This is a genomic window from Rhizobium fabae (genome assembly GCF_003985135.1).
In the GTDB taxonomy this organism is placed as follows: Bacteria; Pseudomonadota; Alphaproteobacteria; order Rhizobiales; family Rhizobiaceae; genus Rhizobium; species Rhizobium pisi.
In genome coordinates this window covers 37,544-63,746 of the sequence record NZ_ML133648.1, presented here as the reverse complement: position 1 = coordinate 63,746, position 26,203 = coordinate 37,544, and the positions used below count along the sequence as shown (strand labels likewise).

29 protein-coding genes are annotated in these 26,203 nt (G+C 62.2%); 16 read left to right on the top strand and 13 right to left on the bottom strand.

Going from position 1 to position 26,203, the window contains the following annotated elements; all coding sequences use genetic code 11:
• Positions 1 to 43: 43 nt before the first annotated feature.
• Positions 44 to 883: an inositol monophosphatase family protein gene (locus tag EFB14_RS08925; protein ID WP_126824605.1), complete on the top strand. Its 840-nt coding sequence runs from the start codon at positions 44 to 46 to the stop codon at positions 881 to 883.
• Here the strand turns inward: EFB14_RS08925 and EFB14_RS08920 are convergent.
• From EFB14_RS08920 to EFB14_RS08905, 4 genes are read right to left on the bottom strand one after another with little or no spacing between them, the layout of a single operon-like run.
• On the bottom strand, positions 880 to 1,959 hold the full coding sequence (locus EFB14_RS08920; RefSeq protein ID WP_126824602.1) for an ABC transporter ATP-binding protein: 1,080 nt from the start codon (positions 1,957 to 1,959) through the stop codon (positions 880 to 882). The genes EFB14_RS08925 and EFB14_RS08920 overlap by 4 nt on opposite strands.
• Before the next feature lie 34 nt (positions 1,960 to 1,993).
• The gene (locus EFB14_RS08915; RefSeq protein WP_126824599.1) at positions 1,994 to 2,821 is read right to left on the bottom strand and encodes an ABC transporter permease; all 828 of its coding nucleotides are present in this window, start codon (positions 2,819 to 2,821) and stop codon (positions 1,994 to 1,996) included.
• Positions 2,818 to 3,708 carry an ABC transporter permease gene (locus EFB14_RS08910; RefSeq protein WP_126824596.1) on the bottom strand — a complete coding sequence of 297 codons (891 nt, stop codon included), beginning with the start codon at positions 3,706 to 3,708 and terminating at the stop codon, positions 2,818 to 2,820. Before EFB14_RS08910 ends, EFB14_RS08915 begins: the two co-directional genes overlap by 4 nt.
• Positions 3,708 to 4,853, bottom strand: a complete 1,146-nt coding sequence (locus EFB14_RS08905; RefSeq protein WP_126824593.1) for an extracellular solute-binding protein — start codon at positions 4,851 to 4,853, stop codon at positions 3,708 to 3,710. Before EFB14_RS08905 ends, EFB14_RS08910 begins: the two co-directional genes overlap by 1 nt.
• Before the next feature lie 187 nt (positions 4,854 to 5,040).
• On the opposite strand from EFB14_RS08905, the gene msrA reads away from it, so the two are divergent.
• Entirely contained in the window at positions 5,041 to 5,550 is a 510-nt protein-coding gene (msrA, locus tag EFB14_RS08900) for a peptide-methionine (S)-S-oxide reductase MsrA (protein ID WP_126824590.1), read from the top strand.
• A gap of 86 nt (positions 5,551 to 5,636) precedes the next feature.
• Here the strand turns inward: msrA and EFB14_RS08895 are convergent, their stop codons facing one another.
• A complete protein-coding gene (locus tag EFB14_RS08895) occupies positions 5,637 to 6,503 on the bottom strand; it encodes an alpha/beta fold hydrolase (RefSeq protein ID WP_126825298.1) in 867 nt (288 codons plus the stop codon).
• 116 nt (positions 6,504 to 6,619) lie between these two features.
• Here EFB14_RS08895 and EFB14_RS08890 point away from each other — a divergent pair, with 116 nt between their 5' ends.
• From EFB14_RS08890 to EFB14_RS08875, 4 genes are all read left to right on the top strand, one after another.
• Entirely contained in the window at positions 6,620 to 7,399 is a 780-nt protein-coding gene (locus tag EFB14_RS08890; protein ID WP_125847921.1) for a class I SAM-dependent methyltransferase, read from the top strand.
• Between the two features lie 228 nt (positions 7,400 to 7,627).
• Positions 7,628 to 8,263 carry a CDP-alcohol phosphatidyltransferase family protein gene (locus EFB14_RS08885; protein ID WP_126824587.1) on the top strand — a complete coding sequence of 212 codons (636 nt, stop codon included), beginning with the start codon at positions 7,628 to 7,630 and terminating at the stop codon, positions 8,261 to 8,263.
• Positions 8,260 to 8,880, top strand: coding sequence for a lysophospholipid acyltransferase family protein (locus tag EFB14_RS08880; RefSeq protein ID WP_125847925.1), 621 nt, complete (start codon positions 8,260 to 8,262; stop codon positions 8,878 to 8,880). Before EFB14_RS08885 ends, EFB14_RS08880 begins: the two co-directional genes overlap by 4 nt.
• Entirely contained in the window at positions 8,877 to 9,806 is a 930-nt protein-coding gene (locus EFB14_RS08875) for a phosphatidate cytidylyltransferase (protein ID WP_125847927.1), read from the top strand. Before EFB14_RS08880 ends, EFB14_RS08875 begins: the two co-directional genes overlap by 4 nt.
• A gap of 26 nt (positions 9,807 to 9,832) precedes the next feature.
• On the opposite strand, the gene EFB14_RS08870 is transcribed toward EFB14_RS08875, so the two are convergent.
• The 3 genes from EFB14_RS08870 to EFB14_RS08860 all read right to left on the bottom strand — a co-directional run bounded on the left by EFB14_RS08870 (position 9,833) and on the right by EFB14_RS08860 (position 11,613).
• Positions 9,833 to 10,156, bottom strand: coding sequence for a chaperone modulator CbpM (locus tag EFB14_RS08870; RefSeq protein ID WP_125847929.1), 324 nt, complete (start codon positions 10,154 to 10,156; stop codon positions 9,833 to 9,835).
• A gap of 2 nt (positions 10,157 to 10,158) precedes the next feature.
• Entirely contained in the window at positions 10,159 to 11,073 is a 915-nt protein-coding gene (locus EFB14_RS08865) for a DnaJ C-terminal domain-containing protein (RefSeq protein WP_125847931.1), read from the bottom strand.
• Between the two features lie 93 nt (positions 11,074 to 11,166).
• The gene (locus EFB14_RS08860) at positions 11,167 to 11,613 is read right to left on the bottom strand and encodes a universal stress protein (protein WP_125847933.1); all 447 of its coding nucleotides are present in this window, start codon (positions 11,611 to 11,613) and stop codon (positions 11,167 to 11,169) included.
• A 360-nt stretch (positions 11,614 to 11,973) separates the two neighbouring features.
• On the opposite strand from EFB14_RS08860, the gene yghU reads away from it, so the two are divergent.
• The 3 genes from yghU to EFB14_RS08845 all read left to right on the top strand — a co-directional run bounded on the left by yghU (position 11,974) and on the right by EFB14_RS08845 (position 14,828).
• The gene (yghU, locus tag EFB14_RS08855; protein WP_126824584.1) at positions 11,974 to 12,849 is read left to right on the top strand and encodes a glutathione-dependent disulfide-bond oxidoreductase; all 876 of its coding nucleotides are present in this window, start codon (positions 11,974 to 11,976) and stop codon (positions 12,847 to 12,849) included.
• A gap of 145 nt (positions 12,850 to 12,994) precedes the next feature.
• A complete protein-coding gene (locus EFB14_RS08850; protein ID WP_125848015.1) occupies positions 12,995 to 13,852 on the top strand; it encodes a helix-turn-helix transcriptional regulator in 858 nt (285 codons plus the stop codon).
• Positions 13,853 to 13,946: 94 nt separating this feature from the next.
• Positions 13,947 to 14,828 (top strand): NAD(P)H-binding protein, encoded by an 882-nt coding sequence (locus EFB14_RS08845; RefSeq protein WP_125847937.1) that lies wholly within the window; start codon positions 13,947 to 13,949, stop codon positions 14,826 to 14,828.
• 58 nt (positions 14,829 to 14,886) lie between these two features.
• Here EFB14_RS08845 and EFB14_RS08840 read toward each other — a convergent pair whose 3' ends face one another.
• From EFB14_RS08840 to EFB14_RS08825, 4 genes are all read right to left on the bottom strand, one after another.
• On the bottom strand, positions 14,887 to 15,798 hold the full coding sequence (locus tag EFB14_RS08840) for an acetamidase/formamidase family protein (RefSeq protein ID WP_125847940.1): 912 nt from the start codon (positions 15,796 to 15,798) through the stop codon (positions 14,887 to 14,889).
• 169 nt (positions 15,799 to 15,967) lie between these two features.
• The gene (locus tag EFB14_RS08835) at positions 15,968 to 16,504 is read right to left on the bottom strand and encodes an OmpA family protein (protein ID WP_125847942.1); all 537 of its coding nucleotides are present in this window, start codon (positions 16,502 to 16,504) and stop codon (positions 15,968 to 15,970) included.
• 13 nt (positions 16,505 to 16,517) lie between these two features.
• On the bottom strand, positions 16,518 to 17,183 hold the full coding sequence (locus EFB14_RS08830) for a L,D-transpeptidase (RefSeq protein WP_125848017.1): 666 nt from the start codon (positions 17,181 to 17,183) through the stop codon (positions 16,518 to 16,520).
• Positions 17,184 to 17,306: 123 nt separating this feature from the next.
• The gene (locus EFB14_RS08825) at positions 17,307 to 17,912 is read right to left on the bottom strand and encodes a CDP-alcohol phosphatidyltransferase family protein (protein ID WP_126824580.1); all 606 of its coding nucleotides are present in this window, start codon (positions 17,910 to 17,912) and stop codon (positions 17,307 to 17,309) included.
• Positions 17,913 to 18,112: 200 nt separating this feature from the next.
• On the opposite strand from EFB14_RS08825, the gene EFB14_RS08820 reads away from it, so the two are divergent.
• The 4 genes from EFB14_RS08820 to EFB14_RS32835 all read left to right on the top strand — a co-directional run bounded on the left by EFB14_RS08820 (position 18,113) and on the right by EFB14_RS32835 (position 21,912).
• Positions 18,113 to 19,897 carry a bifunctional alpha/beta hydrolase/class I SAM-dependent methyltransferase gene (locus EFB14_RS08820; protein WP_126824577.1) on the top strand — a complete coding sequence of 595 codons (1,785 nt, stop codon included), beginning with the start codon at positions 18,113 to 18,115 and terminating at the stop codon, positions 19,895 to 19,897.
• A 9-nt stretch (positions 19,898 to 19,906) separates the two neighbouring features.
• A complete protein-coding gene (locus EFB14_RS08815) occupies positions 19,907 to 21,235 on the top strand; it encodes a phosphatase PAP2/dual specificity phosphatase family protein (RefSeq protein ID WP_126824574.1) in 1,329 nt (442 codons plus the stop codon).
• On the top strand, positions 21,232 to 21,672 hold the full coding sequence (locus EFB14_RS08810) for a hypothetical protein (RefSeq protein ID WP_125847950.1): 441 nt from the start codon (positions 21,232 to 21,234) through the stop codon (positions 21,670 to 21,672). The genes EFB14_RS08815 and EFB14_RS08810 overlap by 4 nt, the downstream gene beginning before the upstream one ends.
• A 66-nt stretch (positions 21,673 to 21,738) precedes the next feature.
• Entirely contained in the window at positions 21,739 to 21,912 is a 174-nt protein-coding gene (locus EFB14_RS32835) for a hypothetical protein (protein WP_164737509.1), read from the top strand.
• Positions 21,913 to 21,946: 34 nt separating this feature from the next.
• Here EFB14_RS32835 and EFB14_RS08800 read toward each other — a convergent pair whose 3' ends face one another.
• Positions 21,947 to 22,897, bottom strand: a complete 951-nt coding sequence (locus tag EFB14_RS08800; protein ID WP_125847952.1) for a LysR family transcriptional regulator — start codon at positions 22,895 to 22,897, stop codon at positions 21,947 to 21,949.
• 170 nt (positions 22,898 to 23,067) lie between these two features.
• On the opposite strand from EFB14_RS08800, the gene EFB14_RS08795 reads away from it, so the two are divergent.
• The 3 genes from EFB14_RS08795 to EFB14_RS08785 are packed head-to-tail and all read left to right on the top strand — an operon-like array spanning position 23,068 to position 26,201.
• Positions 23,068 to 23,838, top strand: coding sequence for a dioxygenase family protein (locus EFB14_RS08795; RefSeq protein WP_210302763.1), 771 nt, complete (start codon positions 23,068 to 23,070; stop codon positions 23,836 to 23,838).
• A complete protein-coding gene (locus EFB14_RS08790) occupies positions 23,835 to 24,899 on the top strand; it encodes a maleylacetate reductase (protein WP_126824568.1) in 1,065 nt (354 codons plus the stop codon). The genes EFB14_RS08795 and EFB14_RS08790 overlap by 4 nt, the downstream gene beginning before the upstream one ends.
• 24 nt (positions 24,900 to 24,923) lie before the next feature.
• A complete protein-coding gene (locus tag EFB14_RS08785) occupies positions 24,924 to 26,201 on the top strand; it encodes an ABC transporter substrate-binding protein (RefSeq protein ID WP_126824565.1) in 1,278 nt (425 codons plus the stop codon).
• Positions 26,202 to 26,203: the final 2 nt, after the last annotated feature.

The following is a 26,203-nucleotide window of genomic DNA, read 5'->3' as shown; positions in this document are numbered from 1 at the left end:
GCACGATTACTCCCGCCATATTTGCAGCATCCGGATTTTTAAGATGACATCCTCCCCGATTTCCGCGCGTCTTTCCCCGAACGCGTCGCCCCGCCTCGTGGTGCTTGCCGAAACCGTCTTGAAGGCGGGGGACACCGCCCGGACCTCGCTGCGCCGGCGAACGTCTCAGGAAATGCTTGCCAAGGCGCCGCGCGACTATCAGACCGAGATCGATGTCGCCGTCGAGCGGATCATCGTCGAGGACGTGACCAGGGCCTTTCCCGATTATGCCATCCAGGGCGAGGAAGCGGTCGGCAACCGCACGGGCAGGCCGGAGACGCCGATCATCTATATCGACCCGATCGACGGCACCACCAACTACGCCTGGGGCATCCCGCATTTCGGCATGACGATCGCGATTGCCGAAGGCGGCAGGGTCGTCGCCGGCGTCGTCTATGACGCCATGCAGGACGAACTCTTCAGCGCCGAGATCGGCGGCGGCGCTTATCTCAATGGTGAGCGCATCCGCTGCGCCGATGTCGCCGACATCGAGAACGTGCTGGTCGGCGCCGGTCTGCCGATCCCCGGCCAGGTCAAGGCGATTGCGGAAGAGACTTATTTCGATGCCATCAAGCGCCTGATGGCCAACACGGCAGGCGTGCGTCGCCTCGGCTCGGCTGCGCTGTCGATCGCCTATGTCGCTTGCGGCCGGCTGGACGGATTCTTCGAAGACGGGCTCGCAATCCATGATTTCGGCGCCTCGGCGCTGATGGTCGAAGAGGCGGGCGGCATCGTCACCCGTTTCTCCGGCGCCAAAGTCGATGGGCGTGGCGATATCCTCGTCGCCAGCCAGGCGCTGCATTCGTGGCTGCTGGACGGTTTCCTCGTAAACGCGACCGCCTAAATCCGCAGGAGTTCTTCGATCTCCGCAGCGCCGGTTGCCGGCGCCGACTGATGAACGAGCTGGTTGTCGCGGTAGACGAAGAAGCTGGAAAAACTCGGCTCGACCTTCATTCCGGCGCGGCTCCGATCACTTGGCGCCACCATCGCCTTCAGGCGGGTGCCGTCGGCAAGATCGATATCGACCATCTTGTGGGTGCCGAAATCGACGCTGCGGTGGACCGTTGCCGCGTCCGCCCGGTCGGAAGGGCGGATCGTCAGCGCTTCGGGGCGGGTGGCAAGCGTGACCGGCCCGTCCTCGACGGGAACGGCAAGCGGGAAGAGCGCGTGCTCGCAGACGCCGTTGCTGGTACGGCTCTGGACGACATTCATCGAGCCGATGAAACCAGCGACGAAAGCCGTCTGGGGCTGCCGGTAGATGATGCTTGGCGGCGCGATCTGTTCGGTGCGTCCGTCGCGCATGACGACGATGCGGTCGGCGAGTGCCAAGGCCTCGTCCTGGCCATGGGTGACGAACAACGTGGTGATGCCGAGGCGCTGCTGGATATCACGCACCTCTTCCCGCAGCCTTTCGCGCAGGTGCTGGTCGAGGCTGGCGAAGGGCTCGTCGAGCAACAGGATCTTCGGTTCGAGCACCAGCGAGCGGGCAAGCGCGACGCGCTGCTGCTGTCCGCCCGACAGCTGCGTCGTCATCCGGCGCCCGTAATCGGCAAGGCCGACCAGATCAAGTGCGCTCTCGACTCGCGCACGGATTTCCGCTTTCGGCAGCCGGCGCAGCTTCAAGCCGAAAGCGATGTTGTTGAAGACGTCCATATGCGTCCAGAGCGCGTGGCTCTGAAACACCATGCCGGTCGGCCGCCGCTCGGGCGGCAGACTCGTCACGTCTTTCGCGTCGATGCGGATCGTACCGCCGCTCGGGCGCTCGAAGCCGCCGATCATTCTGAGAAGCGTCGACTTGCCGGAACCGGAGGGGCCGAGCAGACAGACGAGTTCGCCGTCGCCCACCTCAAGCGAGAAGTCGCGAACGGCAAAGGCAGTTCCGAACAGCTTCGAAACGCCCTCGATCGCCAGATGTGCCATTCTCAAATCCTTCCCTAAACTGGCAAGCGGCGGTTCACGCGCCGAAGCCTCGTGCAAAGGCCCCGGTGCCGACCACGCGGCGCGCAAACATCAGCGCGATGAAGGACGGCACCCAGAGCATCACGGAGAGCACGGCGCCGTACTGCACGACGATCTGATTGTTGATGAAGCTGATCATCAGCACCGGCATGGTGCGGATCGCAGGGGCGCCGATCAGCCAGGCACCCTCGGTCTCGTAGAAAGTGCCGACGAAGGTGAGGAGCAGGGCTGCTGATATCGTCGGGGCGGCCTGCGGCAGCGTGATCGACCAGAAGACGCGGAGCGGCGTGGCACCGACATCGCGTGCCGCCTCTTCCATGCGCCGATCGACGTTCTGGAAGGCAGCGACCGGAATCCAGATCATCAGCATCAGCGTACCCACGAGCTGGATCAGTACGACGCCCCAGAAGGTGCTGATCAGGCCGAGCTGCAGGAAGATGCCGGCAATGGCGACAAGCAGGCCGAATTTCGGAAAGGCATGCGAGGCGAGGAACGACAGGAACAGGATGTTCCTGCCCGGAAAGCGCATGCGCGCGAAGGCATAAGCCGCGGGAAGGCAGATGACGGCAGAAAGGACGGTGACCGTCGTCGTCAGCCGCAGGCTGAGGAAGAGAGCGTCCCAGACATCCGCGCGCGCCAGGGTCTGACCCCAGAAACGCAGACCGAACTGCTGCGGAATCAGCGAGGGATAACGCCAGACCTCGGTGAAGGCCCATGTGCCGACGACGATGAGCGGCAACGCGATGAACAGTGTTAGCAGGCATGCGAAGAGCATGCCGATCCAGTCAAAGCGGAGGCCGATGCCCAATCTGCCCGCGCTCATGGCCGGGCCTCGCGGCTGCGGGCGATCGACCTGATATAGAAGATGCCGAAGACCAGGCAGAAGCCGAATGTGATGACGGCCTGCGTCATGGCGTTCAGCGGGTCGTTCATATCGGCGAAGGTACGCTGCATGAACGGTCCCATCATCTCCGGCGATGCCGGGCCGAGCACGTAGGGAAGGGTGAAGGCGGAGAAGATGCCGAGCACGGCGAAGGACGCGGTGACCAGCAGCGAATTGCCCATGCGCGGCAGGATAATCGAGATGAAGACCCGAAGCGGCCTCGCGCCGACATCGCGGGCGGCCTCGATCGAGCTGTTGGAAACGGAGGAAAGTCCGGCCGTGAGCATCAGCACCGTGAGCGGAAGATTGTCCCAAACGAGGCCAATGACCGGTCCCCACGGCGTCAGATAGGGCGTGCGCAGCTTGGGCAGGCCGACCGAATTCAGCAGCAGGTCGACAGTGCCGTTCGGCCCGATGGTCCTGATCAGCGCATAGGCGAGGATGATCGACGGCACGAACATCGGAAAGATCGCCAGGCCCTGCACATAGGCGGCAAGACGTCCCTGCGAGAAACGAAGGTAAAGCGCAATCGGAAGGCCGATTGTGAGGAGCAGGATGCCGCAGACAGCGGTGGTCCAGAGCGTCACCCACAGATTGCTGAGGCTGTAGCCGTCGGTGAAGAAGAAACGGTAGGAGGCAATGGAGAGTTCCGTCGCTCCGTCGGGGCCCCGGACGAAGATCGTTCCGACGACCGCCGAAAAGATCGGAAAGATGATCAGCCATGCGAGCAGGAAAACCGGCAGGGCGACGAGGAGGAGCCCGATCGAGCTCCCCCCTTTCATGGACCGGTGACGGCGCAGTGCCGCCGGCGCAGCGTCGGCAGACATCAGGTGCGGCTGATGCCGGGAGCGACGTTGCGGTACCAGCCGTCGTTGATCGCCGTTTCCCAATTGCCGCCCGGGAAGGTCGGGATGGTCGATGGAATGACGTCGGCATATTTCTTGCGGAGGTCGTCGGAGATGTGATCCCAGGAGACGGCCGGGAAGCCGCCGATCTCAGTGATGATAGCTTCCTGCATTTCTCTGGTCAGCATGAAGGCCGCAAGCTTCAGCGCCGCATCCTTGTTGACGCCGTTCGAAAACACGGTGAAGCCGGAGAATCCGCCGCAAAGGGCGAGATCGCCGAGCTGGACCAGGCCGGTTGTCTCAGGCAACACGCCCTGGGAGATGGCCTGCAGCACCTGATCCGACCAGACTGGCACCATGGTGACGACGCCCTGTGCGAGCAGCTGGATCGACTGGGTGTTGCCCGATGTATAAGCGCCCTTGTCGTAAAGCGAGGGGGCGAGATCGTTAAGGATCTTCCAGGCCGGCGGCAGCGCTTCGGTAGCAAAATCGGCGGTGAAATTGTCGATCTTGAATTTTTTCGGATCGCGGCCGTTGACCTCATGAATGGCGCGGCGAACGAAATTGCCACCCGAGCCGCCCTTGTCGGGTCTGTTATAGATGAACTGGCCCGGATTGGCCTTGATCCAGGTGGTGAGCTGATCCCAGCTCTTCGGCGCATCCTTCGGGTCGAGCTTGGTCTTGTCGTAGGCGAGCAGGACCTGCGAACCGCGATAGGGCAGGGAATAGGGCGTGTCGAAAGCGAGCGGGTTGATATTGTCGTAGCCTTCGACGTTCTCGGCCGAGAACTTGACCCAGAGGCCGGCGTCGATGCCGCCGGACGGCAGGCGCGGATCGAACACCTCGAAGAGATCGGCCTGGGGATCGGTCTTCGTCTTCAGCGCCGCGAGCGCACGGTCGGCGATGGCGCGCAGGCCATTGTTGTCGCCGGCATCGGTCACCTTCAGAGCAACGCCCGGATGAGCCTTTTCGAAGGCGGGACGGATGATGTTGTTCCAGAGGTCGATGATGTTGGCATCCGAGCCGCTGTAGAGGTCGATCGTGCCGGCGGCGGCCGATGCGAAACGCGGAAGAGCCAGAAGACCGGCCGCAGCCGACGATGTGATCAGAAATTCACGCCTGTTCATAAGCCATCTCCATCAGGTGTCGAGGCCCTGCCTCGGCGGGTTGTCCAAGGCTTTGCTAGCCCCGCCGCGTAACATCGGCATGACAGGATGAAGGGTGCTTCAGAGAAATTGCACAGCTGTGCTTATTTCCGCCATATGGAAATCGGCGGCGGGAGACACTATCTTTCGGCAAACAAGGAGACACCCAATGACCGAAGAACGTGCAGTGCTCGCTGGCGGCTGCTTCTGGGGCATGCAGGACCTCATCCGCCGATACAACGGCGTGATTTCGACCCGCGTCGGCTATACTGGCGGCGATGTGCCGAACGCCACCTACCGCAACCATGGAACCCATGCCGAGGCGATTGAAATCATCTTCGATCCCTCAAGGATCAGCTATCGGGACATCCTCGAATTCTTCTTCCAGATCCACGATCCGAGCACGCGCAACCGCCAGGGCAACGATGTCGGCACGAGCTATCGCTCTGCGATTTTCTACGTCAGCCCCGAACAGGAACGCGTCGCCAGGGATACGATCGCCGATGTCGACGCATCGGGCCTGTGGCCCGGCAAGGTCGTCACCGAAGTCGTGCCGGCCGGCGATTTCTGGGAAGCAGAACCAGAGCACCAGGACTATTTGGAGCGCATCCCGAACGGCTATACCTGCCACTTCGTCCGTCCCAGCTGGAAGCTGCCGGCCCGCCAGAAAATCGCCTGACACTCTTCATGCATGCCGGCACCAACGCCGGCATGCATGGGCTGGCCCGTCGCTTTTGCCGAGCGGCTTGAACGGACTTCCAAACGTCAAGACGCGGTATGGCCTGCGATGACGCGGGTCATCTCATCGATGTCCCGATCGTGGATTTCGTGTCCTCCGCCGGCAATCCGGTGCAGTTTTGCTTTCGCAACGACACCGGTGAAGGCCTCCCCGTGTTCGATGGGGAACAGCGGATCTGATGTGCCGTGGATTGCAAGAACCGGCGCCTCTATTCGCGACGCATGCAGCTTGGCGCCGCCATCCTCACCCAACAGCATGAAATGGTTCGTCGCACTGACAAAGGACGGCGCACGTTCCATGTCGCGCGCGATCAAGGTTTTGGCCGACCGGGCATCGTGAGGATGCCCGGTGCCGGCAAGCATGGCCGCGTCTCGACGCAGGAAATCGGCAATGGCTTCAAGGTCGGACCAGTCGATGCTTTCGGCAGCCGCAGAGTGTTCCTTATATGCTGGGGTGGAGGAGGGCAGGCCGTCGACCCCAACCGGCGACGAGCTGATCAGGGTGAGCGTCTGCACACGCTGGGGATGGCGCAACGCGGCCTCCTGTGCCACGAAACCGCCCATCGACATGCCCACGAGATGCGCGGCTTCAATCCCATAGCCATCGAGAATGGCGATGGCATCATCGGACAGATCGCTGAACGAATAGTCGGGCTTACCCGGCGGATAATGCGTTGAAAGGCCAGTGTCGCGCTGGTCATAGCGGATGACATAGCGCCCTTGAGCTGCGAGTTCCTCGCAGAACCTTTCCGGCCACCACAACATCGAGGACATCACCCCCATGATCAGCAGCACAGGCGGGCTGGTTGGATTGCCGAATGCCTGGGTTCGCAGTTCTGCACCCTGGAGTTCGACAATCTTTTCGGTGACGAGAGGCGACTTCACAGGTTCCATGGCAGAGCTATCTGATTGCAAATTGAAACTGGTTCCATCTTGCATAACTGATCCCACTATGCAATCTGTTTTCGACGAAATCGAAAATGCACATGTCAGGCCAAGGGAGAGGGAATATGGCATTGGATCGTGCCGACTTTTACGACGCAGAATTGGCGCGACATAATCGGCACCTTCGGGTTGCTGCGAATGTCGGCACGGAGGATCGGGTGCTCGATATCGGCTGCGGCGCCGGGCAAACAACACGTGAGGCGGCCCGCGCCGCGGCGCAGGGAGAAGCGGTCGGCGTGGATACCTCTGGGGAGATGCTCGAGGTCGCAAGGCGACGGAGCGCCTCGGAGGGGTTGCGAAACGTGACGTTCGAACAGGGCGACGCGCAATTCCACGCATTCCCGACGGCCGGTTTCGACCTCTGCATCAGCCGGTTCGGCGTCATGTTTTTCGCCGATCCGGCGGCGGCCTTTGCCAATATCGGCCGGGCGATGCGTCCGGGCGCGCGCCTTGCGTGGATGGTGTGGCAAAGCCGGGAGCGTAACGGGTGGTCCGACGCCATCCGCCAAGCCCTGGCGCCCACAACTGCGGATTCTGCAGGCGGTCCCAATCCGTTTTCGCTTGGCGATCCCGCTATTGCGACCGGCCTTCTGAACGTGGCAGGCTTTACCTCGATCGCCTTCGTCGACGTGCGGGAACCGGTCTTCTATGGACCGGATGTCGATACGGCGTTTGATGCGCTTAGCAACCTCTATCTTGTGACGGATGCGCTCGCGCGCACGAATGAACCGCCTGACAAACCGCGGCAGCGGCTGCGCGATTTGCTCGAGGTGCACATGACCCCCGAGGGCGTATTTTTCGACTCCCGCGCATGGATCATCACCGCTCGCCGGGCCGACGGATAGCTCACAGATTGACCGCGCCGCGAATATCCGCTGATGCGCATCACTTCGTCCTGGCCACGAGCGTCCGGTGGAGAAATAGCCTCCGGGAAGACCTTGCCGAAGCCATTGCGCTGAAGCATCTTGGTGGCGTTCATAGCTCTGCGTCGCCAGAGCCATGAACCGGATATCCGCAACGTGCCTTGAAGGCACGATATCGACCGGATGCCGCAGAATCTTCGGGTGGGGAAAATGAAAACGGGTGAAGAAGAAGGCGCCTCGCGGCGGCCGATCGCGAGCCGGTCGTCGTCCTTGGCGATTGGCATGAGCGCGTGGCTGGCGCACAACGGTGCGACGCCGAACGGCATTTCGCTGCTCTCGGTCGTATTTGCCGGCATCGGCGCAGCGCTCATCCTGTTGACAGCACATCCGATCGCCATGGTCTGCGCCGCGATTTCAGTGCAGCTGCGGCTGGTCTGCAATCTGCTTGACGGAATGGTCGCAATCGAAGGCGGCAAGAAAACCAAGTGCGGGCCGATCTACAACGAGTTCCCCGACCGCATCGCCGACAGCCTGTTTCTCGTTGCGGCCGGTTATGCCTGCGGCCTTGGCTGGCTCGGCTGGCTGTCCGCACTGCTTGCCGCGCTCACCGCCTATATCAGGGTCTTCGGAGGATCGGTGGGCCTTCCCCAGGATTTCAGCGGCATCATGGCAAAGCAGCGCCGCATGGCGGTCTTGACGGCGGGCCTCCTCGCCCAGAGCCTGGAGACGCCGATATCGGCCAGCCGCTGGTCGCTGATCTTCGCCTCGGTCATCATCGCGGCCGGAAGCCTCGTCACCTGCATCACGCGCACGATCAGGCTCAACCGCTCCCTGGAGAGATCATGATCGCACTCATCCGTCGCCTTCTCGTGCTGTTCGTCCGTATCATGGTCGGCGCCCGAAGCGAGTGGCGAGGCTGCGCGCCCGACACTCGCCGCCGCATCTATTTCGCCAATCACAACAGCCATGTCGATACCGTCGCCGTCATGGCCGCCCTGCCATGGCCGGTGCGGCGGCTAACCCATCCGATCGCGGCGCGCGACTATTGGGGAACGAGCGCTTTTCGCCGCTTCATCGCGGAGAAAGGCCTGCGCGCCGTCCTGATAGACCGCAAGCCTCTGCCTGACAGCAACCCTCTGGAACCGCTCGAGCGCCTGCTCGAGGAGGGACGTTCGATCCTGATCTTTCCTGAGGGAACCAGAAGCGCCACCGATGAGATCGCCCCGTTCCGCAGCGGCATCTATCGCCTTGCCTGCCGTTTTCCTGATGTCGATCTCGTGCCGGTCCATCTCGACAATCTTCAGCGCATCCTGCCCAAGGGAAGCATGCTGATCGTTCCGATCACCTGCACGGCACGCTTCGGCACGCCGCTGCGCGTCGAACCGGGCGAGGGAAAGGACGCATTCCTGGCCCGCGCGCGCGCCGCGGTCATCGAGCTTGCGCCAGGGGGGCCTGCCGCATGACCAGCTTTTTCCCGCTCGTCCTTGCTGCGATCCTCGGCCTCCTTGCCGTCGCCTCGGCCATAGGTTTCATCCTGCAACGGCGCGCGACCGAGCCCGGCTCCGTCGCCACCGTCCACAACCTCAATGCCCGTATCCGCTCCTGGTGGATCATGGTCGCGGTGTTCGGCGGCGCGATCCTCCTTGGCGATACCGCAGTGGACATTCTGTTCGCACTTCTGTCGTTCATGGCGCTTCGCGAATTCTGGACGCTGACGCCGTCACGGCGCGGCGATCACCAGGCACTCTTCCTGTCCTTCTTCGTAGTGCTGCCGGTACAATATGTGCTGCTCGGAACGCAGTGGTACGGCCTGTTTTCAATCTTCATCCCGGTCTACGCCTTCCTGATCCTGCCGGCGGTGGCGACCTTGACGGGGGATGTCAACGAATTCCTGGCGCGCACCGCCAGGGTGCAATGGGGATTGATGCTGACGGTCTATTCGATCAGCCACGCGCCGGCACTCCTCATGCTGCAGACCGGCACGCCGTCCGCGCTTCTTCTCGTCTACCTCGTCATCGTCGTGCAGCTTAGCGACGTCTTCCAGTATGTCTGGGGCAAGCTCCTGGGAAAGCACCGCTTCTCGCCAAACATCAGCCCATCGAAGACGCTCGAAGGGCTGATCGGCGGCGGCGCCTCGGCCATCCTCGTGGGAACGCTGCTCTATCGCCTGACGCCGTTCTCACCCCTGCAGGCGGCGGCCGTCAGCACGGTCATCGTCGTCGCGGGCTTCTTCGGCGGCTTCGTGCTCTCGGCCATCAAGCGCGATCTCAATGCCAAGGACTGGGGCTACGTGATCGAAGGCCATGGCGGCGTGCTCGACCGCCTGGACTCCATCACTTTCGCAGCGCCGCTGTTCTTCCACATCGTCCGCTACTGGTTCACCAGCTGAGGATACGGCCGGCATGTCCCGGCCGTTCAAAACCGGTCGATATCCTCGAGGCTCTCGAACAGCCGGCGCTGAACGTCCCGTTCCTGCCGGCTGATCGCTGTCATCAACTTGCCCATCGTTCCCCGCAGGCCATGAAGCTGGTCAACCAGATCCATGACGACATCGACGCCGGCTTCGTTGACGCCCATATTGCCCATGAGATCCAGGATGAGCCGGGCGCGGGCGACGTCGGCGTCGCGAAACCTCCGTCCTCCGCTCGAGGTCTCCGGGATCAGCCAGCCCTGTTCGATCCACAAATCGAGCTGGACCACATCGATTTTCAAGTAAAGACGGAATTCGAGATCATCCATGATCAGGCCTCCATGTTCTTTCTCGGATCGTATGGATTCGCCGTCGTCCATTCCTTCACCATGTCCGTCAGCCGCTCGTCGGGAGTATCAGGCAGCACGATCTTCAGGGAGACGTAAACGTCGCCGTGCCCGCCACCCCGTTTGGCAACGCCCTTGCCTTTGAGGCGCAGCAACTTGCCGGTGTTGGAATGAGGAGGCAATGTCAGGCTGACAGGCCCGGAAGGCGTGGGCGCGCGAACCTTACCCCCAAGCACGGCCTCCGAGAGCGAAATCGGCAGTTCCAGGCGAATGTCGTCGCCGTCGCGCGTGAAGAAGCGGTGCGGACGCACATGGATGTCAATGAGGGCATCGCCTGCCGGCCCGCCTCCGATGCCCTGCTCGCCCTTGCCGCGCAGCCGCAAGGTCTGGCCGTCGCGGGTGCCCGGCGGAATCTGCACTTCGAGCGCGGGGCCATCGGGAAGCTTGATCTCCGTCCTGGTGCCGTTGACGGCTTCGAGAAAGCCGACCTCCATGGAGAAATGCCGGTCCTGTCCATGGCTGCGGGCCCGCCCGCCACCGGCGCGGCGCGAAAAGAAGTTCGCAAAGAGATCGTCGGCATCGCCAAAATCAGCGAAACCGGCGCTGTTGTGATAGGGATCTTCGGGACCTCTCGCCGAGGCATAGTCGCGGTAATAGTTGCGCTGCGCCCGCTCGGCGCCCGTCATATCGATCTCGCCGCGGTCAAAGCGGCCACGCTTTTCCTCGTCGCCCAAAATCTCGTAGGCGGTCGAAATTTCCTTGAACTTTTCCTCGGCCTTTTTGTCGCCGGGGTTAAGGTCGGGGTGAAGTTTCTTGGCAAGCTTGCGAAACGCGCCTTGAATATCTTTTTGCGTCGCGTCCCGTTTCACGCCCAGAAGCTCGTATGGATCCTGGCTCATGCACATCTCCGGTCAGGGCAGAAAATACTGCCGGTTATCTTGCTGGAGATATAGGTTCCCGGGCGGCCGCCGGGGAGGGGAGGCCGTGGAAGGTTAGAGCGGCGGCGTGTCTTCCTGCGCCTGGTTGGGACGCCGGTCGATGAGAACCGAGCATCCGGCATGACGCACGACCTTTTCGACGATCGAGGAGAAGACGTAGTCGGTGATGTCAGTCACGTGAGATGAAAGCAGGATGAGATCGGCCGACTTCTCCCTGGCAGCCGATACCAGCAGCGAGGCGGCAATGCCGATGCGGACCTCGACGGTCGCCGGCACGGCGAGCTCCTTGCAGAGCGACATGAGTTTCTTCTCCGCCTCGACGAGGGCGGTCGTTTCGAACTCCTCGGGAAGGTCGGTCAGATGGCGGCGCGGAATATTCTCGACGACGTGCATGACGATGATGCTGCCGCCGTCATCCACCAGCGCCGCAGCCCGTCGCAGGAGGCGGTTTGCCGTTTCGCGGGAACCCATGCCGATGGCGCAGATGATCGTCCGATACATGCAGTCAATACCTTCGAGTAGGAATGGCCTCGTCGATCATACCGATATCGACTGCGCCTGCTTTGACCGATATCAAGCAGAAACCTTGCGATATCGCAATGGCGCTCCCCTCAAAGGAGGAGCCGGCACCTGGTGTGCGGCCGGTCCAAGCCGCGCTTATATCTTCGCCGCGTCAGGCAGGCACCTTCCCGAAGAGAGCGCCTGGAGCGGTTGTTTTCTTCAGGTTTGCCAAGGCTGTGACGATTGCGTGAAACCGCTCGTAACTTGTGACAAAACCTCATCGGCTCTGCTATGTCAGGAAAAATGCGGCAACCCCAACCTGCGCCGCACTCTGTCTGACCAATCCCAGGAGTTTGAAAGATGAGCGGTTCTCCCGAGTATGTACCCCCGAAAGTCTGGACCTGGAACAAGGCGAATGGCGGTCAATTCGCCAACATCAACCGCCCGATCTCCGGGCCGACGCATGACAAGGAGCTTCCGATCGGCCGCCATCCGCTGCAGCTCTATTCGCTCGGCACGCCGAACGGCCAGAAGGTCACGATCATGCTCGAGGAACTGCTGGCGCTTGGCCATAGCGGCGCGGAGTACGATGCCTGGCTGATCAGGATCGGCGAGGGCGACCAGTTTGGCAGCGGGTTCGTCGCCGTCAACCCCAACTCCAAGATCCCGGCACTGATGGACCGCAGCGGTCAAAAGCCGATCCGCGTCTTCGAATCCGGCGCCATCCTCACCTATCTCGCCGAAAAGTTCGACGCCTTCCTGCCGACCGAGCCGAGCGAGCGCGCCGAATGCCTGTCATGGCTGTTCTGGCAGATGGGAAGCGCGCCCTATCTCGGCGGCGGCTTCGGCCATTTCTACGCCTATGCGCCTGTCAAGATCGAGTATGCGATCGACCGCTTCGCCATGGAAGTGAAGCGCCAGCTCGACGTGCTCGATCGCCGCCTCGCCGAAAGCGAGTATCTGGCAGGCAACCAGTACACGATCGCCGACATTGCCGTCTGGCCCTGGTATGGCGGCCTGGTGAAGGGCTGGACCTACGGCGCGGCCGAGTTTCTGCAGGTCGAGGACTATAAGAACGTGCTGCGCTGGGCCGACACCATCCTCAGCAGGCCGGCCGTGCAACGCGGGCGAATTGTCAATCGCCTCTCTGGCGATCCCGCGAGCCAGTTGCATGAACGTCACGACGCCAGCGACTTCGACACGAAGACGCAGGACAAGCTTGCGGCCGCCGAGTAAACAGCGGGAGCTACCAGTTTCGGCTCTCTCTGAAATGAATGATGCTCTGCCGCCTTAAAGGCGGCGGAGCATGGCGCCACTTCTTGCCGCGAGGACACCGCTTGCGGTAGTCTTCGTCCCATTCGAGAGCGAACGGAACGGACCGATGAACGACCATCCGCAGACGGGGAGCGCGAGAATCCTCGCGTCGAGCAGGGGGCGTGGCTGGCGCGGTCTGGAGGCTGAAATGTTGCGCATTCCGCCTGGCCGCACGCATATTTCGGGCACACCCTATCATCGCCTGGGAATCCATGTCGGTCGGCCAGTGCGGGCGCAATGCCGCTGCGACGGGCGGGAACATCGCCGCTTGCAGAAGCATGGCGATATCGACGTGGTGCCGGCCGGGCTCGATGGCGTCTGGGAGGATGACCGCGAGTGCATGATTCTGCGGCTGGCGATCAGCAAGGATCTCCTCCGCCAAGCCACCATAGACCTCGGTCGCGATCCCTCGGAAGCGGTCGTGCCGAGATTTCAGCTCCGCGATCCGCGGCTCGAGGCAATCGCATGGGCAGTGAAAGCCGAAATCGAAGCGGATGTGCCGTCCGACAATCTCTATGCTGATACGCTGGCGACGGCCCTCGCATTTCGCCTGATCGAGGCCGGCAACGGCACCTCTCGGCCAACGGATATCGGCAGGGCGCTCTCGTCGCGCCAGAAACGGCTGCTTGCCGACTATATCGAGGATAATCTCGACACGCCGCTTTCGCTTGCCGAACTGGCGGCTCTGGCCGGGCTCAGCCTTTCGCATCTGAAAACGCAGTTCCGCGAAAGTTTCAGCATGCCACCGCATCAATATGTGCTGCACCGTCGGGTGACCCGCGCCGAGGCGCTGATCCGGAACTCCAGCATGCCACTCAGCCAGATCGCGCTCGAAGCCGGCTTTGCGCATCAAAGCCACATGGCAAACAGCATGAAACGGCTGCTCGGCATTAGCCCCGGCGCCATTACCCGCGCGCGCAATTGATGAATATTGGCCGATCCTGCAACGGATCGGCCGAATGCGCAGGCAATACTCCTGGCGCCAGCGCATTCTCCTCCGACTGCGAACAGACGAAGGAATGATCATGTTTGTCATCTTCGGCGCCACCGGCAAGGTCGGCAAGGCAACGGTAACAAAACTTCGGGCCGAGGGCGTTCCCGTCAGGGCGGCGCTCCGCGACCCCGCCAAGGCAGCACCCCTTGCAGCGATCGGATGCGAGATCGCCATTGCGGAGATCGGCGATGTCGATGCCATGGCCGACGCCATGAGGGACGCGACGGCCGTTCAGCTCATCTGCCCCATCGACCCACGCGCGGCGGATGCCGGCGGCCACATGCTGCAATCGATCGAGCGGATGGCGGAAGCGATCGATGCTGCCCGGCCGCCACGCGTCCTGGCGATCTCGGATTACGGCGCCCATCTTGCGATCGATACCGGCATTACCAGCATGTTCCGCGCGATGGAGGGGCGGTTCCAGCAGTGCAGCGCGGGTATGATCTTCCTGCGTTCGGCCGAACATATGGAAAACTGGGCACGCTACCTGAAGATCGCCGGTGAGACCGGCGTGATGCCGAGCATGCACCTGCCGCTGATACGACCCTTCCCGACCGTCTCCGCTGCCGATATCGGCGGCATGGCCGCCGAACTTTTGCTGGCCGACGAGGGTCACGGCCCTTCGCCGCGGATCGTCCATGGCGAGGGGCCGCGCGAATACACGGCGGTGGAGATCGCGGTAGCCTTGGGGCAGTTGTTGACCCGAAGCGTCGTCGCACGCGAACTGCCGCGCGCCGACTGGCAGGCAACGCTTATGCGCGCAGGGCTTTCGGAAAGTTATGCCGATCTGATCGTCAGGCTCAACGATGTGCACAACAAAGGCATGATAGGAGCCGAAGCCGGCGTCGGCGAATTGCGCCATGGCCGCACCGATATTTCCGCCGCCCTTGAGCGATTTCGTCCTTGAGCCCAGCGGGGGCGTCCCGTGACGTTTCGCGTAAGCGCATTGCGCGATGATAGAGCCTCTACCGGCGAACCAGCCATTTCTTGGCAACACGGCAAGCCATCGTATAAGCCGGGTCGAAGACGTTGCCGACGTCGTAACGCACGACCTGACCCAGCAGATGGCTGGCCGCCGTCCTGTCCAGGCCGTAGTCCGACGCCAGCCAGCTCAACATCTCACTGGTGGCATGCTGGAGCGCCTGATCGAGGGGGCGGGCATTGCCGATGGTGAAGATGTCTTCGGCGGTTTCCCCGCGCGGCCAGACCAGCCCGGCCTTCTTTTCCACGGTCAGCCGCACCGTGACTTCGAACGTCGTTTCGATGCCGGTTCCGACGATCTCGCCATCCCCTTGCACGGCATGGCAGTCGCCGAGGAAAAAACGGGCGCCAGGGGCAGCGACCGGGAACCGGACCGTAGTCCCCGGACCGAACAACCGGTAATCCATGTTGCCGCCATATTCGCCGCTGGTCGCAGTCGATATCGCCTGGCCGAGACTGGGCGCCACGCCAAAACAGCCGATCATCGGGGCGAGGGGAAGGACGAAATCTTCAAGGCCGACGACCGGCTCGGAAAGCCGGACTGTCATTGCCTCGCGGTCGATGGCCCAGATCGCCATATCGCCCGGCGGCAGGTCACGAACCGTCTCGGGATCGACGACATTGGCCGCGACGACACTGCGGGTAAATCCCGTATCCCTGGTCGGGATCATGCTGACGATCTCAACCTTGAGCGCATCTCCGGGTTCCGCGCCCTCGACGAAGATCGGGCCGTTCATCGGGTTTGGGCCGGATGCTCGCTTGATGCCGTCCCTGTCGTACCCGATGGCATCGAGCGTCTGCGTGACGACGGTGTCGCCGTCGGCGACGTGCAGTGCCGGCGCAAGAGTGCCGATGACATTGTGATAGACCGTCGGAATGAAGCGGTGGGTGGTCATGATACAGCTCTGCCTCGTTTCGCATCTCATTGGCCCGCGGCCGAACGCCCGGCGGAGCGTTGGAGAATAGATCAGAGATCGTTTGGGATGCCAACATCCGTAGCCCGCTCCGAATTGCTGTCGGCTATCAATTCGACGCGGCGCGGCAAGAGGCGCGGGCAGGCTACGATTACGACTCGTCACGCTGGGCGCGCAGATTGGCAACGACGCGCCGGTTCTGCACTTTGCAGGAGCGCTCCGTGCAGTCGCGAACTTCACGGTCGTTGCCGTAACCCCTGGCCCACATGCGCCTTGCATCTACGCCCTTCGAGGCGAGATAGGCCATCGTCGCATCGGCGCGCTGCTGCGACAGCGTTTTCATCTTGGACTCGGACCCGGAATCGTCGGCAAATCCCTGCAGCTTGATCAGCCAGCTCGGGTTCCTGTTGAGCCAGGCGGCCTGATTATCCAATGTCGCCATGGCGACGGAATCAAGCTTGGCGGAGTCCTGTGCGAAATAGATCCGCCTGCCGACGTTGAGGATAAAATCCTCTTCGCTGCCGGTCTTGACGCTCTCGAAACCAGGCGCGGGATCGTTGGTCTGGCCAGTCATCGGCGCGGCGGGAGGTTCCTCTACGGAAGCGACATCGGTGGTGGTGCAGGCGGTGAGCGCCAAAAGCATGGCCGCAGCGAGGAGGCGGCTCTTGTATCCGGTCGAAGCAGGCATCAGGGCATATTCCTTATTCGACCGCGTTTACTTCTGTGACTGGAGGCGCCTGGTCGGCAATATGCGGCAGAACCTGCACGGCGGTGCCGATCGGGCAACGCTGATAAAGATCGATGGCGTCCTCGTTGAACATGCGGATACAGCCGCTGGAGGCATCCTTGCCAATGCTCCAGGGCTCCAGCGTGCCATGGAAACGATAGCCGGTGTCGACACCGTCGCGATGCAGATACATGGCTCGGGGGCCAAGTGGATTCTTGGGTGAACCTCCCGCCACGGACTCTGGCAGTTCGGGATGGCGCTTGCGCATCTCCGGCGGCGGTGTCCAGAGCGGCCAAAGCGATTTAGCGTCGATCGTGGCGCGGCCAAACCACTTGAAGCCATCGCGGCCGACGCCGACGCCGTAGCGAATGGCTGTCTTGTTCTCCATGATCAGGTACAGGAAATGATGCCTGGTATCGACGACGACGGTGCCGATCGGCTCACTGCTGAAATATTTGACGACCTGGCGGTGCCACTGCTTGTCGATCTTGGCGAAGTTCGTCGCTCGAAACGTCACGCCGTTGTCGACGGCGGTGCCGGCAAAATAGGAAGACGCCTGCGCGTATACCGGCTTCTGGAAAGCGCCAGCGCCAAGTAACGCCAAACCGCCAAGCAAAATATTCCTGCGGGTCCACTCCATCGGCAATATCCCCCAAAGCCAAGCAGCGAAATGGCAGTAAAACAGATTTTTCAATTGCCACAACAGAAAATTCCCCGTCACCGGTCCTTTTGCGGGACTGATGAGCAAAGAGCATCCTACTGGCTATCGGGCGGCCGCCTCGCGAATACCGGCGCGGATACGGTTGATGATCGTCCACACGAGAAGTAGAGCCGCCACTGCCCAAAGCCACCAAGTCCATGCTGCAAATGGACCACCCGCCGCGACAAAGATACCGAGCGCGCCGAAGAGCACCGCACGGTCGCTCTTGCCCAATGGCCCGTCGTAGCGCCGGCTTGCGCCGACCGCCTGACCCAGAATGCCGGCAAATTCCGTCAGTGCCGAGAGGAATATGACGGCCATTGCCGGCAGCAAGCCATTCGGATCGATGAGCGCAAACGGCAGATACAGGGCGACATCCGACACGACGTCACCGATCTCGTTCAGATACGCGCCTAAAATGCTCTTCTGCCCATGTTCGCGGGCAAGCATGCCGTCGATGGCATTGAGGCCCATGCGCAGCAGAAACCACACGGGCACCAGCAGGAACCAATGCGGAAGCGGGGCGACGCTCAGAAAAAGGCCCAATGCAATCGAGACGACAGCGGAAACTGAAGTCACCTGATTGGCGGTGACGCCCCGTGCCGCAAGGGCGCGCACAAGAGGACGAAGAATATTCTGAAATCGGGACTTCAATTGATAGACAGACATGCTACCTCAGTGGAATTTCGTGGCATCGGAAAAGTCTATCCCGGCTCGGGCGGTGCAGATCGTCGTACTCTTGAGGAAGGCCACACTTCATACCGGCTCTCGCAAAGGGCTTACATTTGCGACTAGACTTTTGCAATGAAGACAAATCACTGTTCCGCCAATGGTTGCAACCCACCCACCAGTCAGAATTGGAGAAGACCGTGCTGCAGACTGCCGATAGTGTGCAACCGCCCTCGACGGCCAGACCAATGCGTGAATCCGAATTCGAGTCGCATGACGGCACCCGACTGTTTTATCGGACGTGGCCTTCGACGGGCGTCGCACCGAAGGGCGCAATCATTCTTCTCCATCGCGGGCACGAGCATAGCGGCCGCGTCGCCCATCTCGCCACCGAGCTCGGCCTCGATGATTTTTCCTTCTACGCCTGGGATGCACGCGGCCACGGGCGTTCACCGGGAGAGCGCGGCTATTCGCCATCCTTTGCTGCCTCGGCGCATGATCTCGATTGCTTTGTCCGCCATGTCAGCGAGACAAGCGGTATCTCAGTCGAAGACATCGCCGTCATTGCGCAGAGCGTCGGCGCGGTCCTCGCCACCACCTGGGTGCACGACTATGCACCGCCGATCCGTGCGCTCGTGCTTGCCTCACCGGCCTTCAGCGTCAAGCTCTACGTGCCTTTTGCCAAAGAAGGCATTGCGCTCTGGGAAAAGCTCAAGGGAACGTTCTTCGTCAATTCCTATGTCAAGGCAAAGTTCTTGACGCATGACCCCGAGCGCATCGCCTCCTACGAATCCGACCCATTGATATCTAGGCCGATTGCCTCCAACATCCTGGTGCAGCTCTATGAGGCGGCAGCCCGCGTCGTCGGCGACGCCCGCGCCATCACCGTTCCGACCCAGCTGCTGATCTCCGGCAGAGACTGGGTGGTGCGACACGCACCGCAGCACCGGTTTTACGAAAACCTCGGCAGCCGCATCAAGGAACGGCATGTGCTTGCCGGCTTCTACCATGACACGCTTGGCGAAAAGGACCGTGCGATTGCGCTCGCCGAGGTCCGCCGTTTTATCGAGGCGCGTTTCGCCGAGCCCCGGGCACCTGCCGACCTTCGCACCGCCCATATCCAGGGCTACACCAAGGACGAAGCCGACCGGCTCGCGAGCCCGCTTGATGCCGCATCCCCACGGGGCATCTACTGGGTGCTCAGCCGCCTCAACATCAAGATCGGCGCCTTGGTGTCCGAAGGCATAAAGACCGGGGTCAAGACCGGTTTTGATTCGGGTTCGACGCTCGATTACGTCTACGAGAACAAGCCGCGCGGGCTCGGTCCCGGCGGGCGTATGATCGACAAGGTGTTCCTCGAGGCGATCGGCTGGCGCGGCATCAGGCAGCGCAAGCTGCACTTGCAGGAGCTGATCGACCGCGCGCTGCAGCGCCTGAAAGCAGCCGGCCGCAGTACCCATATGCTCGACATAGCGGCCGGGCACGGCCGTTATGTCCTTGATGCCATCGAAATGGCTGCCGTGCGTCCCGACAGTGCACGTTTGCAGGACTATTCCTCCATCAACGTCGACGCCGGCCGCAAGAGCATTGCCACACGTGGACTGAGTGATTTCGTGAGCTTCCGCCAACAGGATGCCTTTGACGGCGAGGGGCTGGCTGCAATCACGCCGGCTCCGGATCTCGCGATCGTCTCCGGCCTTTACGAGTTGTTTTCCGACAATGCGATGATCGCCGCCTCGCTCAACGGGATCGCCCGCGCGATGCGGCCGGGTGGTCTGCTTGTCTACACCAACCAGCCATGGCATCCGCAACTGGAGATGATCGCCCGCGCACTGACCTCCCACCGCGGCGGCGAGGCGTGGGTGATGCGGCGGCGGACGCAAGAGGAAATGGACCAGCTGGTCGCCGCAGCCGGTTTTCGCAAGATCGAACAGCGCATCGACCAGTGGGGCATTTTCACTGTCTCGCTGGCCGAGAGAGTCTGAGGGCAAAGCGTGGAGAAGGTACGTTCAACTTTTTCCCAGTCCGCGCTGGTCCCGAAGCGGGCGGCACTCTGGCTCGCCTTCCTGGCGCCGTTCTTCTATCTGAGCTATGGCGGCGCCAATTGGCTGGCATCGCAACGCGCTCATGTACCGAACGTCGCCTTCGCATGGGAAAGCGCCATTCCGTTCCTCGGATGGACTATCATTCCCTATTGGTCGATCAATCTGTTCTATGCGCTCTGCCTGTTCATCAACACGACACCGCGCGATGTGGATATGCTCGCGAGGCGTTACCTGACGATCCAGATAATAGCCGTCGCCTGCTTTATCGCATTTCCGCTCGAAGCGACCTTCGTGCGGCCGGCAACGAGCGGCTTGCCCGGTTTCATGTTCGCCGTCCTCGGTGGCTTCGATAAGCCGTTCAATCAAGCGCCGTCGCTCCATATCGCGCTCCTGGTGGTGATCTGGGATCATCTGCGCGGCCGGCTGCCGCGGAAGGTGCGGCTTCTCTGGCACCTCTGGTGCTTCCTGATCGGTGCCTCCGTGCTGACCACGTGGCAGCACCACGTCATCGACATACCGACCGGCATGCTGCTGGGTCTGTTTGCCGTCTGGCTTTTTCCGCGCCATGCCGGTTCGCCTCTGGCGGCCTTTGCAATGGGCGACGATCCAAAGTCGCGCCGTCTCGGCATCGATTATCTGTGCGGTGCCGTCGCATTTCTCGGCCTTGCGGCGCTCTGCACTCCTCTCTCGCCAGCAGCGCTTCTATTGCTCTGGCCGGCTGTTGCCCTGGCGATCGTCGCAGTCGGATATTTCGGCGCCGGCCCGCGGATATTTCAGAAACGCGTCGATGGCCGGGCGACACTTGCCAGTCGCTGGCTACTGGCACCCTACCGGCTCGGCGCTTTTATCAACATTCGGCTCTGGACCTGGAGAATGCCGGAATCCGTGGTAATCGCTGACGGCGTCCATCTCGGTCGTTTTCCGCGTCGCCACGAGGCCAACCGTTTTGCCACGGTGATCGACATTACCGGCGAACTTCAGCGCCCGAGCGGGACGCTCGCGCGCTGGTGCAGCTTTCCCACCCTTGATCTTACAGCCCTCGACAAGATCCAGACGCTTGCCGCGGCGAACCTCCTCGAGGCTGTCCGCCAGCAGGGACCGGTCCTCGTCTGCTGTGCGCTCGGCTTCCAGCGGAGCGCCGGCGTCATCGTGCGTTGGCTGCTCATCAGCCGACGTTGCGACGATGCTGCCGAAGCGCTGCGACTGATCGAACGGGCGGGGTGGCGCGTTCATCTGCCCGTGGAAAGTCTCCATGCCGTGACGGAGGGCCTGCGATGACGCAGTGGAAGATGACAGCCTCGGCCGCCGCGCGAAATCTCGGTCGCAATTCAATCTTCTCCGGGCTGACAGCGCTGCTCCCACTGATTGTCGGCCCGATCATCATAGGATATCGAGGCTTCGCTCCATCGTTCGGCTGGCTCTTGATGCTGGTTTTCTTCGTGATAGTCCTTGCGCTGGCTGTCCATCTCCTCTTCGATGCGCTGCTGTTTCGCCTCGCGTCGAGCCACGAGACGGAGACCGCCGGTCTTGCCGCCGTCGACGACCTGTTGTTCCGTATGCAGCTTCGCAAGCCTGACAGGACGCCGCCTGGCCTTGAGAGGCGTATTGCCGGATCGCGCCGCATCGTCTGGCAGCAGCGTATTGTGCTCGCCATCTATCTCGTGATTTTCGCGATCCTTCTGCTCGATGTGACCGACGGCCAGCCTCTATGCTGAATCGCAGGCCGTTGATGCAAGCGCTTGCCGGCGCGTGTCTGGCAGGTCTTGCCAGCACCATCACGGATGTCATCCCGATCTGGCGCAGACCAGCGACTTCGCTGCGCCGGCAGCGCGCATGCGACGCGACAGGCCGAGGCGCTGGTTTATTCCAACCGGGCCTGGCACGCGCTGGGTCCGGTGGTCGACGCCGCCTCGGCGCCGGTGCTGTTGTGGCCGGACGATTCTGCGACCTTCTGAGAAAAATGCCGGCGAATGCCCGCCGGCTTCCCCGCTACATGCCCCAGATCACGGACTGTTCGTGGCGCTTGATCAGATGCCTCAGATTCTCGAAACTCTTGCGAAGATGGGCCGAGAACGCCTCGATGGCGGGTGCCCCGGGATCGCCCGAGCGCCGGAGCAGGCCGAGCGCCCGCTCCGGGTGGGGGATTTCGACCGGCAGCGCGGTGATTGCCCTATCGTTGCGATAGGCGAAGACGACGCTATGCGGCAGGATCGTCAATGCATCGCTTTCCTTCATGTAGTTGATCGCGCTCGTCAGCGAACCACCCGCATAGCGGATCTTGGTCTCGGTGGCGCCGAGCGAGAGAACCAGGCTGCGCAGATCGGCGAGCAATGGACTGCCGGGCGGCGGCGCTATCCAGGGAAAGTCGAGCAGTTCAGGACCCGCAAGCTTGCGCTTGAGCAGCAGCGGATGCGTGACGCGGCAGGCCACGACATTGCGGCCCGGCAACAGTTCCTGGAAATGCATGCCGGAGCCCTCTTCGAGTATGTCGATCGGGCAGATGGCGAGATCGATCCGGTCCGCGACGATGGCGGCGCGCAGTTCGGAAAGATAGCCGTAGCTCTGCTCGACGCGGACGTCGGGAAAGGAATTCTGGAAGCCTGCGACCATGCCAGCAATCAGAGCATCCATGAAGAAGGGCGTGCCGCCGATGCGCACCAGCCCGGTGCGACCATGGCGAAAGCCTTCCACAAGGGTCGATGCCTTGCGGGCAGAGGTCAATATGGCCTGGCCGTGATCGGCCAGCGCCCGGCCGAGCGGCGTGGGTTGCAGCGGCCGTCTGCCCTTGAGGAAAAGCGGCTCGCCCAGACGCTTTTCCAGCATCGCAAGCGTGCGCGACACAGCCGGTTGGCTGAGCCCGAGCATGGTCGCCCCCTCAGTCACTCCGCCTGCCTGGACGACCGCTGCGAGCTGCGCAAGATGCCTTTCATCGATCTTCATAACAATAACGAATATAAATCGCCGAAAAAATTATCAAGCACTCTATTTCGGCCTGTTAGGTTCTCGTCATTGGAGGAGTCATCACAGACATATCGTTCAGTGAGCGCAACTCTGCGCAGCGTGTCGCCGAGCGGCTCGACAAGCACACCGCGGGACCGCTGCAAGCGTTCATGGTTCCTTTCATAGAGCATCTGCACAAGCTCGTTCGGGAGACCCGTCCGTCGCAAGCCGACTGGCGGCGGGCGATGGAATTCCTGACCGATGTCGGCCATGCCAGCGACGGCCGCCGGCAGGAATGGGTGCTGCTCTCCGACCTGCTCGGCGTCACCGCACTCGTCGAGGAAATAAACACGAACCGGCCGAAGGGCGCGACGCCCAATACGGTGCGCGGCCCCTTCTATCGGGCCGATGCGCCACGGCTGGCGCTCGATGCCAACATATCGCTCGACGGCGTCGGCCCGACGCTTGCCGTCAGCGGCCATGTGCAGGATCTCGACGGCAAGCCGATCGCCGGCGCCACGGTCGAGACCTGGCAGGCCAATAGCGAAGGCTTCTACGAAAACCAGCAGCCGGACCAGCAGCCGGAATTCAACCTTCGCGGCATCTTCACTACCGACGACCAGGGTTGCTTCCGCTACAAGACCGTGCGTCCGGGCGGCTATGCCGTGCCCGGCGACGGCCCGGTCGGGCAGATGCTGGGAGGACTGGGCTTTGCCATGCGCCGTCCGGCACATCTCCATTTCCTGATCAAGGCCGATGGCTTTGAGACGATCAGCACGCATGTCTATGACGGCAGCGATCCGCATCTCGGCCAGGACGCCTTGTTCGGCGTGAAGGACGAACTCATCGGGGAATTCAAACCGACCGGGAAGGGGGATGCGTCGACGCTCGACTTCACCTTCGCCATGGCCAGGGCGAAGAAGGGACGAGGGACGACATGACCCTATCCTTCACCTATCAGGGCAGCGCAGCGCGCATCGTCTTCGGCAACGGGACGAGTGGCGATGTTGGCAAATGGGTGGAGGCCCTGGAATGCCGCCGCGCGCTTGTGCTGTCGACGCCGCACCAGGCATCCGATGCGCAAGCCATGTCGAAGCGGCTCGGAAATCTCTCGGTCGGCACCTTCACCGAGGCGACCATGCATACGCCGGTCGACGTCACCGAACGCGCCGTCGCACGCGCGGCCGAGCTCGGCGCGGATTGTGTCGTCTCGCTCGGCGGCGGCTCGACGACCGGGCTTGGAAAGGCCATGGCCTATCGCACCGATATCCAGCAGATCGTCGTTGCCACGACCTATGCCGGCTCCGAAGTCACGCCGATCCTCGGCCAGACGGAGAACGGCGCCAAGACCACGCTGCGCAGCCCGAAGGTCACGCCCGAAGTCGTGATCTATGATCCGCAACTCACGCTCGGCCTGCCGGTCGGCATGAGCATCACCAGCGGCCTGAATGCGATTGCGCATGCCGCCGAAGGGCTCTACGCGCCCGATCGCAATCCCATGACGACGATGATGAGCATCGATGGCATGCGCGCGCTCAAGGACGCGTTGCCCGTCCTTATCGACAGTCCGCACGACGGCGCCGCACGTGAAAAGGCGCTTTACGGCGCATGGCTCTGCGGGACCGTTCTCGGCCAGATTTCGATGTCGCTGCATCACAAGATCTGCCACACTTTGGGCGGCAGTTTCGACACGCCGCATGCCGAAACCCATTCGGTGATGCTGCCGCATACAATCGGATTCAATGCGTCGGCCGTACCGGACCTGATGACGCCGATCTCCGACATTTTCGGTGACGCGACGCCCGGACAGGCACTTTACGACTTCGCCAAATCCATCGGCTCGCCGATGGCGCTGAGCGATTTCGGCCTCAGCGAGGCCGATCTCGACCGGGCGGCCGACATCGCGACCAAGAACCCCTATTCCAATCCGCGAACGATCGACCGGACGGCGATCCGCGCACTGTTACAGGACGCCTGGAGCGGAAGACGACCGCCATATTGAATTCTTTTGGGAGGAGGAATGAATATGATTACGAGACGTGACTTGCTGAAGTCCGCCGCCGCCACGGGTGCATTGGCGGCGACATCCGACCTCGCCATGCCGGCGGTCGCCCAGGGCGCCCCAATCAAGCTCGGTTATATCAGCCCGCAGACCGGCCCACTCGCCGCTTTCGCCGAGGCGGACAAGTTCATCATCGATGGTTTCATGGCCGCCGCCAAGGCGGCCGGCTTGAATTACGAAGTCGTGGTGAAGGACAGTCAGTCCAATCCGAACCGCGCCGCCGAAGTTGCCAAGGAACTGATCGTCAGCGACGAGGTCAATCTCGTCCTCGTGGCATCGACGCCGGAAACGACCAATCCGGTGGCCACGACCTGCGAGGCGGAAGAGGTGCCCTGCATTTCGACGGCAGCCCCCTGGCAGCCCTGGTTCATCGGCCAGCAGGCAAATCCGGGCGATCCGGGATCGTGGAAACCGTTCAACAGCGCCTTCCACTTTTTCTGGGGGCTTGAGGACGTCATTGCGGTCTATACCAATATGTGGGGCCAGCTCGAGACCAACAAGAAGGTCGGCGGCCTGTTTCCAAATGACGGCGATGGTAATGCCTGGGGCGACAAGGTCGTCGGCTTCCCGCCGGTTCTGGAGAAGCTCGGCTATACGCTCAAGGATCCGGGCCGATACCAGAATCTGACCGACGACTTTTCCGCCCAGATCAACGCCTTCAAGTCCGACGGCAGCGACATCATCACCGGCGTGATGATCCCTCCGGATTTCACCACATTCTGGAATCAGGCGCAGCAGCAGAGTTTCAAGCCCAAGGTCGCTTCCATCGGCAAGGCGATCCTGTTCCCGCAGGCGGTCGAGGCGCTCGGCAAGAACGGGCATAACCTTTCCTGCGAAGTCTGGTGGTCGGCGAGCCATCCGTTCAAGTCGTCGCTGACCGGCCAGAGTGCCGGTGAGCTCGCTGAAGGCTTCACCAAGGTCACCGGCCGGCCCTGGACCCAGCCCATCGGTTTCGTCCATGCGCTGTTCGAGGTCGCCGTCGACGTGATGAAGCGTGCCGGCGCGACCGACAGCAAAGCGGTTATCGCCGCCATCGCCGCCTCAAACATCGAAACGATCGTCGGCAAGGTGGCTTGGGACGGTGCCAATGTGCCGCCCTTTGCCGCCAGGAACATCGCCAAGACGCCGCTGGTCGGCGGTCAGTGGCGCCTCAAGGACGGCGGCGGCTACGACCTTGTCATCGTCGACAATCAGACCGCGCCGAACATTCCGACGGGCGGCAAGATGGAAGCTATCGGCTGAGC